The organism is Emticicia sp. SJ17W-69, from assembly GCF_051209875.1.
Classification (GTDB): Bacteria; Bacteroidota; Bacteroidia; order Cytophagales; family Spirosomataceae; genus Emticicia.
This window is the reverse complement of sequence record NZ_JBNTQY010000001.1, coordinates 2,600,804-2,617,884: the sequence shown is the minus strand read 5'-3', so window position 1 is coordinate 2,617,884 and position 17,081 is coordinate 2,600,804. Positions and strand designations below refer to the sequence as shown.

Genomic DNA, 17,081 nt, shown 5'->3' with positions numbered 1-17,081 from the left:
TTTATCGACTTAATAAAATTAATAATTAAATTTCAAATTTTTGTGTAAACTTATTTCAAGGCAAATTAGAAATGCTTTCATCCTACGTTTGACAATTATTTATGCAGAATAGGTTGCCAATAAGGGTTTATGTATTGATAAATATAAACTTCGAGTTTCAACTCAAAATATAGACCGTATGTATTATTTTATAGTATTACACAAATTTATTAAAGCTTCTCGGCATAGTTAAACATTATTGATATTATGTTATCCAATGGTGCATCTTCTTCATTACTGAAAATAATTATTCCAATATTTGTACCAGTATCATAATACATTTCTGCTGTTACACCCTTTTCGCCACCGCTATGTCCTAAAAGTCTTTTGCTACCTATTGTTTCAAAATAGAATGATAAACATTGATCAACACTTCCAAATTGTAGCGTTTTCATAGTCTTCATACTTGATTGTGACAATATTTGAGTGCCATTAAATGTGCCATTCAAAATTATCATTCTTAAAAAAATTGATAAATCCAGCACAGTAGTACGAAGTCCTCCGTTTGGATAATCGGGAAATGTATAATGTGGATTATTTTGATTTGGAATGTCTTTTGAATATGGAATAGCTAATTCGGCAATGGGTGTATTTGCTAATCTCCATTCTGTTTTTGTCATATTTAGTGGATTAAAAATATTGGTTTTACAGTATTCGTCAAAAGATGTATGAGTAATTCTTTCTACTAAATAACCAAGTAGTGCTGAACCTAAATTACTATAATCTTCGTTTGTGCTTGGCTTATACTTTGAAAAATTAGTTGACGAATAAAATTGACCCTTAGGTAAAAACACATTGTTGAAATATTGTTCTAAAGTCATGCTACAGTCTTTGCCATAACAGTCCAACTCGAAGTTTTCTTGAAAATCATCAATAATACTGGACGTGTGGCTTAATAGCATTCTATAAGTTATTTTATCATTTTGAAAATTTGGATTGCGAACAGAATAAGGTAGAAACTGATTGATATCATCATCTAATGAAATCAAATTTTGTTCAACCAATCTCATTATAGCTACGGCAGTTATTGTTTTTGAAACTGATGCAATCAAATATCTTGTAGCGTCTGTTGCTAAGGTGTTATTACTTTGGTTTGCATATCCTAAAGCATTACTGTATAAAAGCTTGTCATTTTTTACTATACAGTATGAAATTGAAGTTAGACCCTGTTTTGAAAATTCGGATTTCATTTTTAGCTCAAATTCCTCCTTTGAGTTTACACTTGTATCTATGTCTTTATTACAAGAGATGGTACTAAAAATACATATGTAGATTAATATTAAAGAAATCCGAGTAGTCATATTTTGAAGTTTAATGTTGCTTTTGTTATGATATGCTTAGGCTTTCTAAAGTTAGACAATTTTCAAAATTTTGTGAAGGTTTGATAATTACGATCTGTATAACGAACAGCCGAACTTGCACAAAACGAATAATAATTCTATGACGAAGTGAGATTGAGAACTCGTCTGCTATTACAAATGTTTGTTGATGTACTATTATTCATTAAACATGTTTACACAAAAAATATTATAAAAATTTATAAGATTCAAACCAAAATATAGAACAAAACCTCAGAGTAACCGATAAGGGAGACTCTGAGGGAGCATCATAACATCGAGTCCGAACTGAAGCACAATAAAAATGTCAAGGAAATATTTATCAAGCCCCAATAATGCCAAACCTACTGTTGGTGACTGGTTTTTATTCTGACTTCATAAATTTATAAACGATTCCTGCCAAAGCTGCACCAATGATTGGAACTACAATAAACAACCACAATTGAGAAATAGCCCAGTCTCCAACGAATAATGCTTGGCTAATACTTCTTGCAGGGTTAACAGAGGTATTAGTTACAGGTATGCTAATTAAATGTATAAGAGTTAAAGCAAGCCCAATAGCTATACCTGCGAAACCCTTTGGTGCTTTTTCATCTGTTGCTCCCAAAATAATCAATAAAAACATAAAGGTCATGACTAATTCTGTCACAATTGCAGATGTCATACTATATCCACCTGGAGAATGTGAGCCATATCCATTTGCTGCAAAAGAGCCAATCTCACTCCCATTACCAGTAACAATAATATAGAGTACTCCTGCTGCTGCAATCCCACCCAAAACTTGAGACACTATATAGGGTAAAACTTCTTTGACACTAATTCTTCCACCCATCCATAAACCAATTGTTACTGCAGGATTTAAATGTGCTCCTGAAATGTGTCCCATTGAATATGCGATAGTAAGGACAGTGAGTCCAAAAGCTAACGATACTCCTACAAGTCCGATACCTACTTCTGGAAAGCCAGCAGCAAGCACTGCACTTCCACATCCGCCTAATACCAACCAAAAAGTTCCTAAAAATTCAGATAAATTCTTTTTCATTTTCTATTTATTTAAATTATTTCCTACTCGTTTGGCTTTTCGGTTTCGCCCCGTTTATTTAAGTGGTATCTGGTCTCCACTTTAGTTTTTATTTTCTCTTGAACTTCTATGTTATCTGTTTACATATTTTATTTAGGAGCAAAACAGTTATTTTTTTTCTTCACAGGCAGGACAGTAGTTAGCTGAAATGGATTTGTTGGACTTTTCAATTTTTGCATTTAATTCTTTAGCAATGGTTTCTAATCTTTTTTGAGAAACAATGCCATCATCATTTTTTAGAAATGTGGTCATATCTGTTTTTGTTATTTTATTAGAATTTTCAAAAAAACGCTTAATCTTATCCGAAGCGATTTGTGTGATTTGCCCATTATTATCAAGAAATGCACGCCCGTTCCTATCAATTCGTATAATGGGAGGTCTTTTTGGCAAAATCATAAGTTGTTTACAAAATCTTCCATTTGAATAACCACCGAAATCAGAAAGGCCTTCTCCACCTGCCATGGAACAATCTCCTTCTAAAACATTACAATGCCACTGACCATTGCCGAAATTCAAGCATACAACAATACGTGCAAAAACTGAGTTAAAATTGAGCAATAATAGTGCTGTGAAAATAAAAATTGTTTTTCTCATCTTTTTAAAATTGAATTTGCCTACTCTTTCAATATGCGGTTTTCGGCTTCCCCTTGTAAAAAATGTCATGAAAATTTTTATAAAAAGTAAGGTTTATCTACTTAATTTCAATGGTAACGCTGAATTTCCACTACTCATAAATATATATGAAAGTTTAGACGTACTTTTTGTATTGTTTGCTATTATTTTGATTTATTATTGCATTATTTATATCATTCAATATTTATTTTAAGCAAATTATTATATCTATAAAAGTATTTATTCTCACCAAAAAGTCCAAATGTATTCCTATTTATATTTCCTTTAGAATATATTATTTTCTTAATTTTCATTAATTATTGAAAATAAAAACTTATCTTTGCGTTTGTTTTTCATATTTATTTAAAAAAATCTAAGTTAACATCAAATGTATTTAACTACGGAGAAGAAAGAAGAAATCTTTGCTGGCAAAGGTTTCCAAAAAAAAGCAACTGATACTGGCTCTGCCGAATCTCAGATTGCATTATTTACATTTCGTATCATTCACCTTACTGAGCATTTAAAATCTCACAAACATGATTACTCTACTAGAGCAGGTTTGTTGAAATTGGTTGGTAAGCGTCGTAGATTGCTTGATTATTTGTACAAGAATGACATTTCTCGTTACAGAGCTATCATTGCTGAATTAGGAATTCGTAAGTAATATTAATAAAATCAGGGTTTTCTTTCGGAAATTTTCGACAGAATTCCCTGATTTTCTTTTGGCAAAACACTACAAAGTCATATAAATTTTATCCCCGCGGAATTACGGATAACATATTGCCACGTCGAAAGCGGAAACGTGGTTTAATCTTAAACTAAAAAATGTTTAACATTCACTCCAAGACCATCGAAATGCCCGATGGCAAAGTGATTACCCTCGAAACAGGAAAATTAGCAAGACAAGCAGATGGTTCGGTAGTTGTAAGAAGCGGTAACGCCATGTTATTAGCAACTGTTGTAGCTGCCCAAGAACACAAAGAAGGTACCGATTTTTTGCCTTTATCTGTCGATTACCAAGAAAAATTTGGTGCTGCAGGTAAAATTCCAGGAAGTTTTCAACGCCGTGAAGGTCGTTTATCGGACAATGAAATCTTAATTAGTCGTCTTATTGACCGTGCTTTGCGTCCAATCTTCCCAGAAGATTATCATGCTGATGTACAAGTAATGGTTTATTTGATTTCGGCTGACTCAGAAGTACAACCAGATGCTTTGGCTGCTTTGGCTGCTTCAGCCGCTTTGGCTGCTTCCGATATTCCTTTCAATGGACCGATTTCGGAAGTTAGAGTTGCAAAAATAGATGGAAAATATGTAGTTAACCCAACTACAACTGAAATCAAAAAAGCAACAATTGATTTAATCGTTGCAGGAACATTGGAAAATATCATCATGGTAGAAGGTGAGGCTGACCAATGTACAGAAGATGAAATGATTGAAGCAATCAGAATTGCTCATGAAGCGATCATCGTTCAAGTAAATGCTCAGAAAGAATTTGGTGAATTGGTTGGTAAAACGACTAAACGTGTTTATAACCATGAAGTGCATGATGAGGAGTTGAGAGAAAGAATGAACACTGAACTTTATGATAAAGTTTATGCGGTTTGTTTAGAAGGCAATAATCAAAAAGAGGTTAGAAAAGAAAAATTTGGAGCAATACTAAAAGATTTTCTTGCTACTTTATCTGAAGAGGAGTTGGCAGCAAAAAAAGGTTTTGCAAAAACATATTTTGGTGATATTCAATATTATGCTTCTCGAAACATGGTATTAGATGAGCGTAAACGTTTGGATGGTCGTAAATTAGATGAGATTCGTCCAATTGTTTGTGAAGTTGATTTCTTGCCATCGGCACACGGTGCAGCTTTGTTTACTCGTGGAGAAACCCAATCATTGACAACAGCAACATTAGGTACAAAATTGGACGAGATGATTGTTGACCAAGTGATGGTTTCGGGTTATAGCAAATTCTATTTACACTATAATTTTCCAGGTTTTTCAACGGGAGAAATTAAACCTAATCGTGGTGCTGGTCGCCGTGAAATTGGTCACGGAAATTTAGCTCAACGCTCATTAAAGAAAATTCTTCCTGCTGATATTGATAATCCTTATACTATTCGTGTCGTTTCTGATATTCTTGAATCGAATGGTTCGTCTTCAATGGCAACAGTTTGTGCAGGATGTTTGGCATTAATGGATGCAGGTGTGCCAATCAAAGCTCCAATTTCTGGAATTGCTATGGGTTTAATTACAAATCCTGAAACTGGTAAATGGGCTGTTTTATCTGATATTTTGGGCGATGAAGACCATTTGGGTGACATGGACTTTAAAGTAACAGGAACTGAAGATGGAATTACGGCTTGCCAAATGGATATTAAAATTGGTGGTTTGTCGTTTGAAGTATTAGAACAAGCATTGTTGCAAGCAAAGCAAGGCAGAATTCACATCTTGGGTAAAATGAAGGAAGCAATTCCGGCAGCTCGTCCAGATTTGAAACCTCATACGCCACGTGCATTTACGATTGTTATTGATAAAGAATTTATTGGAGCAGTAATCGGGCCTGGTGGAAAAATCGTTCAAGAGATTCAACGTGAGTCAGGTGCAACAATCACCATTGAAGAAAAAGAGGGTAAAGGTTATGTTTCAATCTTCTCAGCCAATGGCGAGAGTATGGACAAAGCAAAGAAAAGAGTTTACGGAATCGTTGCAACACCAGAAGTTGGTGAGGTTTATGATGCTAAAGTAAAATCAATTCAACCATTTGGTGCTTTTGTTGAATTTATGCCTGGTAAAGAAGGTTTACTACATATTTCAGAAATTTCGTGGGAAAGACTTCCAAGTATGGATGGTGTTCTTGAAATTGGAGAAGAGCTACAAGTGAAATTACTTGAGGTTGATCCAAAAACAGGTAAATTCCGTTTGTCGAGAAAGGCACTTTTACCAAGACCTGAAAGACAATAATATTTTAATGAAACGCTCAGTTTAAATGAGCGTTAACAACTAAATGAACATTTAACAAATATTAATTGTTGATTTAGTTAAGGTATTTAAGTTTTTTTCGTTATCTAAGAAAATCTGTCGGGCTGTTGTCCCGCTTAAAAAGAAAATATGCGTCAGCTAAAAATTAGTAAGCAAATAACCAATAGAGAAAGCCAATCTCTCGATAAGTATCTTCAAGAAATTGGGAAAGTAGATTTGCTAACTCCAGATGAGGAAGTAATTCTTGCCCAGAAGATTCGTGATGGAGATCAACTTTCATTGGAACGTTTGACAAAAGCGAACTTACGTTTCGTGGTATCCGTTGCAAAACAATACCAAAACCAAGGTTTGTCTTTGGGTGATTTGATTAATGAAGGAAATCTTGGCTTGATTAAAGCTGCTCAAAGATTTGATGAAACACGTGGTTTTAAATTTATTTCTTATGCAGTATGGTGGATTCGTCAATCAATTTTGCAAGCTTTGGCTGAGCAATCTCGTATTGTAAGATTGCCATTGAATCGTGTAGGTTCATTGAATAAAATCTCGAAAACATTCTCTGACCTCGAACAAAAATTTGAACGTGAACCATCACCAGAAGAGTTGGCTGAAGTTTTAGAAATTACAGCAGCAGAGGTTATTGATACATTGAAAATTTCTGGCCGCCATGTTTCTGTTGATGCTCCTTTTGTACAAGGAGAAGAAAATAGTTTATTGGATGTGTTGGAAAATGACAGTGAAATTAAACCTGATCAAGGTTTGATTGATGATTCACTTCGTAGAGAAGTAATGAGAGCTTTGTCAACTTTGACTCAACGTGAGGCAGAAGTAATTACGTACTACTTCGGTTTGAATGGTGAGCAAGCAATGACACTTGAAGAAATTGGTGAAAAATTTAATTTGACTCGTGAGCGTGTTCGTCAAATTAAAGAAAAAGCGATTCGTCGTTTACGCCAAACTTCAAGAAGTAAAGCTTTGAAAGCATACTTAGGTTAAAAATAATGAATGATTGATAGAATGAGCGAATGGTTGTTTCGCAGCTATCAAATCTTAAATAATATAAAAAAAGGTGCGTTTTACGTACCTTTTTTTGTTAAAAATATTCCAAATGATACTTTGTAATGGATAGTTTAAAAAACAACAAACTTTCGCCAATTCATAATATTGCTGAAATTTGTGCGAGGAAAGATGTGCAAAATGCTATTTTGTGTCCAGGATCCCGCAGTGCAGCTTTGACAATTGCGATGGTTCGCCATCCAGAAATCCAGACTTATAGCATTAGTGATGAACGCTCAGCAGGATTTATTGGAATGGGTATGGCACAAGTGACTGAAAAAACAGTTGCTCTTGTTTGTACATCAGGAACGGCTGCTTATAATTTCGCTCCTTCTGTTGCGGAAGCTTTTTTTCAGGAAATTCCATTGCTGGTACTTACAGCTGATCGTCCACCTGAATGGATTCATCAATATGATGGACAAACGATTTATCAAAAAGATATTTTTGGTAAACATGTAAAAAAGAGCTTCGAACTCCCCGCTGATTATTCAAACAACGATTCGGTTTGGCAAATTGAACGAATTCTCAATGAAGCGATTAATCTAACACAAACATCTCCAAAAGGGCCTGTTCATATCAATGTTCCAATTCGTGAACCATTTTATCCAACTGATAATGAGGAGATAACATTTAATAAAAATATTAGACTTATTGAAAATGTAAGAACTGAGAAAAAACTAACAAAAGAGTTTTGGCAACAGTTTCAAGAAATTTGGCAATCAACTGAAAGGAAATTAATTATTGTTGGGCATAGACAAAGCTCTGAGCTTAATGAGACACTTAATAAAATTTCAGAAGAGTTTGCTGTACCAGTAGTTGGAGATATTATTTCAAATGTAAATACTGCTATCAATGCGGATGTGTTTTTATCTTCAAAGAATACTGAATTTCTAAATTCTTTGAAACCCGATTTACTTATTACCTGTGGTAAATCAATTATTTCTAAAAATTTAAAATTATTTATTCGTAATAATAAACCTCGCTATCATTTTCATATACAAGAAAATGGTGAGTTGATAGATCCATTTCAAACTCTTACGCATAAAATTGAAGTTTCGCCCGAATATTTCTTTAATCAACTTTTTGAAGATTTAGACTTTCTGAAATTCAAAGAAGGTGATGAAGAAGAGGACGAAACCTATTTTCAAAAATGGAAACAGTCAGACTCTAAAGCCAAACTGCAATTAAACCAATTTCTGAATAATATTGAATTTTCAGAGTTTAAAGCCATTAGAAATGTGTTGGACAAACTGCCTGAGAATTCGATATTCCATGTAGCTAACAGTATGCCCGTGCGATATGCAAATCTCATAGGCTTGAAAATGGCAAAAAACATAGAAATTTTTGCAAATAGAGGCACAAGTGGCATAGATGGTTCTCTTAGTTCTGCCGTTGGAAGTGCATTAAAAACCGATAAAATGGTTACTTGCTTGATAGGAGATATGTCATTTTTCTATGACAGAAATGCCTTTTGGAATACGTATCTGCCTGATAATCTGCGAGTTATCGTTTTAAATAACCACGGTGGAAACATTTTTAACATCATTGATGGGCCAAATCGCCAGCCTGAAGCTGCTGATTATTTTGTTACAAAACAAACATTTTCAGCTTATCAAACAGCAACAGAATCGGGTTTAGTATATTCAAAAATTTTAAATGAAAACGAATTGAACGAAACACTTATTGATTTTTTTAGCAAAAGTTCTCAATCTAAACTGATGGAAATAGAATTAGATGGGAGTTTGAATCCAATCGTTTTTGCTAAATACAAAAGATTAATGGCAGAATTTTGTTAATGACTCGATTGATTTTTGTTCATTCAGTTTTTTACCAATTGACCAGTACTCACAAGCCTTGACTTTATTGTTGAGGCTTTGTTGTGTAAGACCCATATAGTAATTTAATAATTCAACAGATGGATCCAGCTTATCTGATTTTACAAAATTTTCTATTGCCTTCATAAAGTTTTTGTTTAACAAATAATAAACACCTAAGTTTCTAAATGCCCAAGCATTATTTGGGTCGGCTTCAATTGCTTCATCAACTAATTTTTTACCTTCTTCTAATTGACCAATATTTAATAAAAAATACCCTTTATTATTTATGTAAAGATTAGACTTATTTATGTTGATAGCTTTATTACTCAATTCAATTGCTTTGGTGAAATTGTTTTCATTGGCATACACTAAACTTAAATTGTTATAAGCCAAATCTTGATTGGGGTTCAGATTAATAGCTCTTTCAAAACTTGCCTTTGCTTCTTTATATTTTTTTTCTGAATATTGTATAAAACCAAGATTTGTCCAAGCTTTATCATTTTTTTTATCAAGCCTAATTGCATTCAGAAGTTGACTGTTCGCATCAGCGTAATTGTTTTTTTTGATCAATACATTACTTAACGTTACAAAGTAGAAAGAAGAATCTTTATATTTTGTTTCAATTTGCTTTAATAATTCAAGTGATTTATCCAATTCATTGGTGTTAGAATAGGCTTCACCTAAATTGTATTTAGCCAAGATAAACTCATTGTCAAGAGAAAGTGCTTTTTCAAAATCCGCAATTGCTTCCTCTAATTTATTAGATGCCATTTTTACAGTACCACGATTATTGTAGGCATCTGCAAATTCGGGAGTTTTTTCGATAGCTTCTGTATAGAATTTGATTGCCTCTTCATAATTCCCTTTTTTATAAGCAACATTCCCTTGAATAAAGAAAAGTTCACTATCTTTTTTTGCTCTTTCACATGCGAAAATAAAAGTAGAAAAAATAATGAAAGAAATATACTTTTTAAAAGTATTGATATTATGTAACATATTAATAGAATTATTTTTAATTAATTATTTGTTGTTTTTATTTTTTCCGTAAAGAAATCTTATGTAAAATTGTGATATTATTCAGAACAAAATATTCGAAAAATGAAATTTATTAAAGAAATACCCAATGATTTTTGCAAAGCCTCTCTTTATGCTTGGAACAATAAGTTTATCATAAAATTTGAGGCTGGAATGTATGAACAAACTTATAAAGTAAATGAATATGATGTTGCGGGAGAGGACGAAATCGAAGAAATGATAGGCGACACTTTCATGGAAAAAGTAGTCAATCGTTTCAAAGAAATGGCCGAAGATTTTGAAATGATTTTGGATTCTATTGATTAGTCAGTAACACAATTCTCCGAATTTTAAAATCACAATTCGGAGAATTGTGTTGCTAAGTTATTTTATAAACAACCATTTCTTATAAAGTAACTCTTGCTCAGACGTAAAATTTTGTACTTTTTCAAGTTTAAACTTTGCCGAAGGATTAGGGCTTAAAGTTATATTGTAATTAAATTCTTGCCCTTGCCTTTTAACTTTAACCTTGATTACATCTCCAACTTTTTTGTCCAAAATAGCCAACATTGGATTTTCAACTTTCATCTCATCAATTTCTAAAATTTCATCATTTACATTCAATCCGCCGTTATAAGCTGCTGTTCCACTTTGAATATAAGATATTTTACCATTTGTAATAGTTGCACCTAAAAATGGGGTTTTATTGTCAAAATCTTTGATTAATTTCAATCCAACATATTTGAAGTAAGCATCGTAATCAATTGCGTCAGTGTTCCAAATATATTTTTGAAAGAAACTTTCCATACTGATACCTGCAACTTCTTCACAAGCCTTTTGAAATTCTTCGTCTTTAAAACCTCTGTTTTGTTTTTTATAATATTCATTGTATAACAAACGAAAAACATCATCGAGACTCTTTTTTCCTTTCGTTTCACCCAAAATATATAGGTTTAGCAAACTACCGATGACCGCACCTTTTTCATAATAAGAAATTGTACTATTCCGTGAATTTTCATTTGGACGATATTGCTTAATCCAAGCATCCCAACTGGCTTCTGCAACCGCTTGAACTTTCTGACCAATCTGATTTTCGATATTACCAATTGGAGCAACTACTTTTAAGAGGTATTCATCGGGTGTTAAAATTTCAGCACGCAAAAGAATATTCCATTGATAGAAACTAGTAATTCCTTCAGAAACCCATAAACTGTGTGAATAGTTTTCATTATCATAATCAAATGGTCCGAGAGCTATTGGACGAATCCTTTTCACATTCCAAAGATGAAAATATTCATGTGAAAAAAGTCCCATCGAATTTTTTATTGCATTGTCATTGACAAATGCGTTTGGAAAGTTCTGGCAAGTAGTTGAGTTCAAATGCTCAAGCCCGCCACTTGGGTTTAGTATCTGATGATTGATAAATGTATAATTTTCACATGGATTTTCACCAATTACTGTTGCTGCTGCCTCAGTAACTTTTTTAAAAGCGTCTAAAACTTTTTTCTCATCATACTGCAAAGGAGCATAACTGAAAATTGCCAAAGAATGAGGAATACCAGAAGCTTTAAAAGTCAATACCCTATGCGTCCCAATTTCAATTGGACTATCGACTAATATGTCAAAGTTTGGTGAAAAATAAGTAAAGTTTTTATCAGGAATACTTTTTAGCCCAGTAGAAATAGTTGTCCAACCTTTATAAGGATTAATACTTAAAGTAGCTGGTGCCATTTTGAGTTGTGGGACATACAAAAACATACTTGCACCATTAACATAACCATGAATATCATCAAGAAAACTAGTTCTAACACTTAATTCAAATGAATAGACTTTATAATTGATAACTATTCGATTACTTTTTCCACGTTGGATTCGCCATGTATTTTTGTTGAGTTTATCAAACTTTAAAGCTTGAGTACCATCTGAAACTGTAAATCCTTCAACATTTTTTGCATACTCTCTAATAAGGTATGAACCTGGAGTCCAAACCGGCATTTTAAAATCTACGTAATCAGCATTTTTCAATTCTGAAATTTTATCAATATTTTCCAAAGTCATTGAAACTTCAAAATAATGAGTCCAAGGTTCAGTCATTGATAAACCATAAGAAATATTGGTTTTAGGAAAAGGATTATCATCAATGAATGATTTGGCTTTGGTGAGTTTGACACTAAAACCAAGAAGGAAAATGAGTAAAATTAAATTTTTCATTTAAAAAATTAAGTTTTATTTGTTTGAGATGAAAGAAAGACAATTTTTTAGTAAAAATAACGTTTTTTGCACGTTGGCGTATCATAAGTTACGTCATTTTTTCCTCCAAATAATAATTGGCACTCTGTTTGATTTAAACTTTTTACCTAAATTGGTTAATTGTTTCACTGACCTTAATTCCATGAAAAAAATCATAGCTTCGATGCTTGTAGGTACTTTTACGTATATATCAGTACCGACATTTTCACAAAACACAATTGCATATACTGACCCCGAATCTCATTACCACAAAGGAATCGAACTTTTTCAAAAGAAAGTATATGCTGCCTCACGGGAAGAGTTTAAACATTATATCTCATTAACAGGAAAAAATCTTAAAGAGAATGAATTTAATTTAACCAATGCAGAGTATTATGCTGCGTTGGCTGGATTATATTCTAAAGCCCTCGATGCTGATATTGAAATTGAAAGATTTGCAGTTAATCATTCGAGTCATCCAAAAGCTAAGGTGATTTATGTTGATTTAGGTAAGTATTTCTATGAACAAGGCGATTACAATCGAGCAATTTCCTATTTAGAGAAGGCAACTAACGAGGCAAGTAATAGTCTTCAAACACTTGAGTTGAAATATAAATTAGCTATTTCTTATTATCAGACGAATGATTATCAAAAAGCTTTGCCCTTATTTTCGGAAGTGAAAAGTATTGCTTCTGATTATTCTCAGCCAGCTGCTTATTATTCAGGCGTGATTAATTATAAAAAGGAAAACTATGATGCGGCTTTGGCAGATTTCAAGAAAGTTGAAAATGTAAACCCATATCGTATTGAAATTCCTAATTGGATTGCAAATATTTTGTATGTTCAGAAAAAAAATGACGAATTATTAGCATATACAGAGCCAATAATCGATAAACCTAATGGGAAAAAGATTGATGATATTTGTTTGGTGACGGCTGAGGTTTGTTATTTTAAAGACGATTTTGTAAAAGCAGCAAAGTATTATGATAAATTCAGAAATTTTAGACGAGGTTCGGTTTCTAACCAAGTTACATTTAGGCACGCTTATAGTTTATATAAAACTAATAATTTTGAAAAAGCAGTTGAAAACTTTAAAAAATTGGCTGCATTAAACACTGAACTTGGACAACAATCAGCTTATTATTTAGGGATTTCTTCATTAAAAGCCAATGATATTAATGCCGCTTTTGCCGCTTTTGAAAGAGCAAAGTCTTCAAATTTTGATAAAGTTATTAAAGAAGAAGCTCAATATAATTATGCTAAAGTTGCCATTGATTTAGGGAATAATCAACAAGGAATAAACGAATTGCAGGAGTATTTAAAGACTTATCCTAATGGTAAATATGAAGATGATGCTAACGAAATTTTGAGTGAAGTATTGTTTGACTCTAATAACTACGCACAAGCAATAGCTTATATAGAAAATTTAAAAAAACGTACTACTAAGATCAATACAGCCTATCAACGACTTTGTTACAACCAAGGAGTTTTGGATTTTAATGCTGAACGATATTCAAGAGCAATCCAGTATTTTGACAAATCCCTTTCACAACCAAATGATAATGAATTAAAACAAAATTCGCTTTTCTGGAAAGCCGAAGCTGCTTATGCTGCCAAATTACCTGAGGCTGAGGCTTTATATAAAGATGTTTTGAATGTAGGGAATGAAACGTTGAAACAAAAAAGCCGTTATGGCTTGGCATATTTGAACTATAATAATAAAGATTATAAGCAAGCGAGTAATTATTTTAAAGAATTTTTGAAAGGTAAAAAAGAGGAGGCAAATAGACAAAATTATGAGGACGCTCTTGTAAGAATTGGAGATTGCTATTTAGCTTCAAAAAATTATACTGAGGCCATTAATTATTATGATCAAGCAATAAAAGATAATCGCTCAGAAAAAGATTATGCGATGTATCAAAAAGGTTTGACACTTACTTTTCTTGGTAAAAACCAAGAAGCACAGCAAATTTTTGATAAATTATCAACACAATTTCCTAATTCACGTTTAGCAGATGATGCACTTTATCAAAGTGGGTCATTAGAGTTAGATAAAGGAAATTATCAAAATGCAGTTACTATTTTGAGTAAAATGGTTCGTGAACGACCAAAAAGTGGCTTGATTCCACAAGCGTTATCGAAAAGAGCATTAGCTTATGGAAATTTGAAAAATTATGAAGCTGCAATTATCGACTATAAAGTTATTATCCAACGTTATGGGAAATCAGAAGCCGCTGATAATGCACTTTTAGGTTTACAAGAAAACCTAAATACAGTGGGTCGTCCAGAGGAATTTTCTTTAATAGTGGAAGAATATAAGAAAAATAATCCAGAAAATGGTTCTGTTGAAAACCTTGAATATGAAACAGCTAAGAATTTATATTTGAATGAAAAATATGACAAAGCAATTTTGGCGTTGCAAAAATATATTAAAAATTATCCAAATAGTAGCAATGTCTTTGAAGCCAGGTACTACTTAGGAGATTCTTATTATATTTCTAATGATAAACCGAATGCTTTAAAATTCTATAATCAAGTGATTGCCGATAATCGTACAACTTTTGTTACAAAATCCGCATTAAGAGCGGCTGCGATTGAAGTCAGTAATAAAAGTTTCAAAAATGCGATTACTAATTACCGTACTGTAATTGTTTCATCACAGAATAAACGTGATATAGTCACAGCATGGCAAGGTTTACTCGAATCATATTATACTGTTGGTAACCAAGATTCAACCATTTATTTTGCTCGTGAAATCATTAATAATGGAGGAAATATTGTCATGGGTGCTTCGAATAAGGCACAGTTATATCTTGGGAAATCTTATATGCAAAAAAATGATTTTACAAAAGCAGAGGAAGAGTTTAAAAAAACCATTGCAATGGCTAAAGATAATAACGGAGCAGAAGCAAAGTATTTCATTGGTGATATGCAATATAAAGCGAAGAAATACAAAGAGTCTATTAAAACTTTGCAAGAATTAGCTCAAGAGTTTTCGGAATTTGTATTTTGGTATGAAAAGAGTTTTCTGTTAATTTCAGATGATTATATTGCTTTAGGTGATTATTTTATGGCTAAAGCGACCTTGAAATCAGTCATAGAAAACTCTGATACACCAGAAACTGTTGATTCAGCTAAGAAAAAATTAAAAGAAATTGAAAATAAAGACTGAGGTGAATAGAGAATGAAGATTGACGAATAATGAATAATAATAAAAAAAATATGAAATATTTTAAAAGCATACTACCAATTTTGGGTATTTTGGCTGCAATTCCTTCTTTTGCTCAATTAGATGATGATATTGTCATTACGAAAGATAGGAAAGTTGAATTACCTCCAGCCAATCGAGTTTTTGAAAAGATTCCACCTGTCAAGGGTAATCCAGAAGATAAACAAATGAAATATGCTTTCTTTGATAGAAAACCAACTGGGATTGAAGAAGTAAAGTTTAATCCTAATGTAGTTTCGCCAGATGGTGGTAAAAAGAAAGAAGAAGCAGAGAAATACAATAACTATGTCAGTCTTGGTGCGGGTAATTTTGGACGTCTTTATGGAGAGGCATACATTAATACACTCCAAGAAAACAAAATGGTATTGGGAATTCATGCCTCGCATAATTCCACCAATCGAGGGCCTGTTGATGATAAAAATTCAGCAAATATGTACGATAAGGCTGAATTAAATGGAAAGTATTTAGCAGAAAAGTTTCAAATAAGTGGAGGATTATCATACAATAGAGATCAATATTATTTTTATGGTTATAAAAGGCCAAGAGTTGAGTTCGACAGAAATGAAATAAAACAAGTTTTAAATACTGTACAATTTAATGTTGGTTTTGAAAATATTGCTCCAAATCCAAGAGTTGACTATTCGCTAAAAACAAGTTTAAAATCTCTAAAAGATAATTATTTAGCACAAGAAACTGATTGGACTACGGTGTTCAATGCTTATTTCCCTATAATTGAAGAAAAATTTATTGCTTTAGTTGATGCTGATGCAAATATGGCTCAAAGAAGTGATGGTGAAGTAGATAAAAGAAATTTGTTTAGAGTGGAGCCATCATTTAAAGTTAATCTTAATCGTTTTGGAGGAAGTATCGGTTATAAAGCTGTGAATGAATTTGATGCAATTAAAAATATTAATCGCACAAAAGGTTATCCAACAGTAGAATTGACTTATAAATTCCCAAGTCTCATTTATGTATTTGCTGGAATGGATGGAGATATTGTGAGAAACACTTTAGGTAGTTATCTTGCAGAAAATCCTTACTTGAAAGCACAAGCAAAGTTGTTAAATACTGAAAAAGTTAGAGAATTTTATGTAGGTGGAAAGGGTGATATTGGCTCAGGATTTAGTTTCAATTTCAAAGGTTCAATGGGCTACTATAAAAATTTATTTTATTTTAATAATTATTCACCGAAGAAAAATGAATCATTGGCTGATACTTCAAAGTTTACAATATTGTATGATAGTTTACGCACACAATATGTCAATGTGACAGCCCAGTTAAATTATCAGCCAGTAGAAATGTGGAGAACATATTTACGTACAGATTTTAATCATTATCAAAGACGTGCATATGAAAAACCATTTCATCGCCCACTTGTTTCAATCAAATGGGGAAATACTTTAATTGTTTCTGAAAAATTGGTAGCCAACGTAGATTTTTACTATTACGGTAAAACTTATGCAAAAAATCCAACAACTCAAACACTGGTCACTAACAAAGCAATTTTTGATTTAAATACTGAATTTGACTATTTGTTTGGCAAACAATTTACTGCTTTTGTAAAACTGAATAATCTTTTAGGGAAAAAATACGAGCGTTATCTCTATTATCAACAACAAGGTTTGAATTTTCTTGTAGGTGTCAATTATTCCTTTTAAATTAGCATTACGAATTGACTCCAAAACCTAAACATCTCT

The 17,081-nt window shown here is 32.4% G+C and carries 12 protein-coding genes; 7 read left to right on the top strand and 5 right to left on the bottom strand.

Going from position 1 to position 17,081, the window contains the following annotated elements:
- Positions 1 to 209: 209 nt before the first annotated feature.
- From ACQUQZ_RS10695 to ACQUQZ_RS10685, 3 genes are all read right to left on the bottom strand, one after another.
- Positions 210 to 1,229, bottom strand: coding sequence for a serine hydrolase domain-containing protein (locus ACQUQZ_RS10695; RefSeq protein ID WP_435354931.1), 1,020 nt, complete (start codon positions 1,227 to 1,229; stop codon positions 210 to 212).
- A gap of 511 nt (positions 1,230 to 1,740) precedes the next feature.
- Positions 1,741 to 2,418 (bottom strand): aquaporin Z, encoded by a 678-nt coding sequence (aqpZ, locus tag ACQUQZ_RS10690; protein WP_435354930.1) that lies wholly within the window; start codon positions 2,416 to 2,418, stop codon positions 1,741 to 1,743.
- Positions 2,419 to 2,565: 147 nt separating this feature from the next.
- Entirely contained in the window at positions 2,566 to 3,051 is a 486-nt protein-coding gene (locus ACQUQZ_RS10685; protein ID WP_435354929.1) for a hypothetical protein, read from the bottom strand.
- A 406-nt stretch (positions 3,052 to 3,457) separates the two neighbouring features.
- On the opposite strand from ACQUQZ_RS10685, the gene rpsO reads away from it, so the two are divergent.
- The 4 genes from rpsO to menD all read left to right on the top strand — a co-directional run bounded on the left by rpsO (position 3,458) and on the right by menD (position 8,891).
- Complete coding sequence (gene rpsO, locus ACQUQZ_RS10680; protein WP_394992132.1) at positions 3,458 to 3,733, top strand: 30S ribosomal protein S15; 276 nt, start codon at positions 3,458 to 3,460, stop codon at positions 3,731 to 3,733.
- A gap of 161 nt (positions 3,734 to 3,894) precedes the next feature.
- On the top strand, positions 3,895 to 6,024 hold the full coding sequence (pnp, locus tag ACQUQZ_RS10675; RefSeq protein WP_435354928.1) for a polyribonucleotide nucleotidyltransferase: 2,130 nt from the start codon (positions 3,895 to 3,897) through the stop codon (positions 6,022 to 6,024).
- Positions 6,025 to 6,171: 147 nt separating this feature from the next.
- Positions 6,172 to 7,035, top strand: a complete 864-nt coding sequence (locus ACQUQZ_RS10670; protein ID WP_435354927.1) for a sigma-70 family RNA polymerase sigma factor — start codon at positions 6,172 to 6,174, stop codon at positions 7,033 to 7,035.
- Between the two features lie 125 nt (positions 7,036 to 7,160).
- Positions 7,161 to 8,891, top strand: a complete 1,731-nt coding sequence (gene menD, locus ACQUQZ_RS10665) for a 2-succinyl-5-enolpyruvyl-6-hydroxy-3-cyclohexene-1-carboxylic-acid synthase (RefSeq protein ID WP_435354926.1) — start codon at positions 7,161 to 7,163, stop codon at positions 8,889 to 8,891.
- Here menD and ACQUQZ_RS10660 read toward each other — a convergent pair.
- Positions 8,871 to 9,908, bottom strand: a complete 1,038-nt coding sequence (locus ACQUQZ_RS10660) for a tetratricopeptide repeat protein (RefSeq protein ID WP_435354925.1) — start codon at positions 9,906 to 9,908, stop codon at positions 8,871 to 8,873. The genes menD and ACQUQZ_RS10660 overlap by 21 nt on opposite strands.
- A 102-nt stretch (positions 9,909 to 10,010) precedes the next feature.
- On the opposite strand from ACQUQZ_RS10660, the gene ACQUQZ_RS10655 reads away from it, so the two are divergent.
- A complete protein-coding gene (locus ACQUQZ_RS10655) occupies positions 10,011 to 10,253 on the top strand; it encodes a hypothetical protein (RefSeq protein WP_435354924.1) in 243 nt (80 codons plus the stop codon).
- A gap of 57 nt (positions 10,254 to 10,310) precedes the next feature.
- Here ACQUQZ_RS10655 and ACQUQZ_RS10650 read toward each other — a convergent pair whose 3' ends face one another.
- The gene (locus tag ACQUQZ_RS10650; protein WP_435354923.1) at positions 10,311 to 12,137 is read right to left on the bottom strand and encodes a M61 family metallopeptidase; all 1,827 of its coding nucleotides are present in this window, start codon (positions 12,135 to 12,137) and stop codon (positions 10,311 to 10,313) included.
- A 181-nt stretch (positions 12,138 to 12,318) separates the two neighbouring features.
- On the opposite strand from ACQUQZ_RS10650, the gene ACQUQZ_RS10645 reads away from it, so the two are divergent.
- Positions 12,319 to 15,327, top strand: a complete 3,009-nt coding sequence (locus tag ACQUQZ_RS10645; RefSeq protein WP_435354922.1) for a tetratricopeptide repeat protein — start codon at positions 12,319 to 12,321, stop codon at positions 15,325 to 15,327.
- A gap of 50 nt (positions 15,328 to 15,377) precedes the next feature.
- The gene (locus tag ACQUQZ_RS10640; RefSeq protein WP_435354921.1) at positions 15,378 to 17,042 is read left to right on the top strand and encodes a TonB-dependent receptor; all 1,665 of its coding nucleotides are present in this window, start codon (positions 15,378 to 15,380) and stop codon (positions 17,040 to 17,042) included.
- Positions 17,043 to 17,081: the final 39 nt, after the last annotated feature.

Excerpts from the sequence above, each read along its gene's own strand:
- pnp (WP_435354928.1), top strand. The coding sequence starts at position 3,895 with ATGTTTAACATTCACTCCAAGACCATCGAAATGCCCGATGGCAAAGTG.
- ACQUQZ_RS10695 (WP_435354931.1), bottom strand. The coding sequence starts at position 1,229 with ATGAAATCCGAATTTTCAAAACAGGGTCTAACTTCAATTTCATACTGT.
- ACQUQZ_RS10660 (WP_435354925.1), bottom strand. The coding sequence starts at position 9,908 with ATGTTACATAATATCAATACTTTTAAAAAGTATATTTCTTTCATTATT.
- ACQUQZ_RS10670 (WP_435354927.1), top strand. The coding sequence starts at position 6,172 with ATGCGTCAGCTAAAAATTAGTAAGCAAATAACCAATAGAGAAAGCCAA.
- ACQUQZ_RS10685 (WP_435354929.1), bottom strand. The coding sequence starts at position 3,051 with ATGAGAAAAACAATTTTTATTTTCACAGCACTATTATTGCTCAATTTT.
- aqpZ (WP_435354930.1), bottom strand. The coding sequence starts at position 2,418 with ATGAAAAAGAATTTATCTGAATTTTTAGGAACTTTTTGGTTGGTATTA.
- ACQUQZ_RS10645 (WP_435354922.1), top strand. The coding sequence starts at position 12,319 with ATGAAAAAAATCATAGCTTCGATGCTTGTAGGTACTTTTACGTATATA.
- menD (WP_435354926.1), top strand. The coding sequence starts at position 7,161 with ATGGATAGTTTAAAAAACAACAAACTTTCGCCAATTCATAATATTGCT.
- ACQUQZ_RS10655 (WP_435354924.1), top strand. The coding sequence starts at position 10,011 with ATGAAATTTATTAAAGAAATACCCAATGATTTTTGCAAAGCCTCTCTT.
- ACQUQZ_RS10640 (WP_435354921.1), top strand. The coding sequence starts at position 15,378 with ATGAAATATTTTAAAAGCATACTACCAATTTTGGGTATTTTGGCTGCA.
- rpsO (WP_394992132.1), top strand. The coding sequence starts at position 3,458 with ATGTATTTAACTACGGAGAAGAAAGAAGAAATCTTTGCTGGCAAAGGT.
- ACQUQZ_RS10650 (WP_435354923.1), bottom strand. The coding sequence starts at position 12,137 with ATGAAAAATTTAATTTTACTCATTTTCCTTCTTGGTTTTAGTGTCAAA.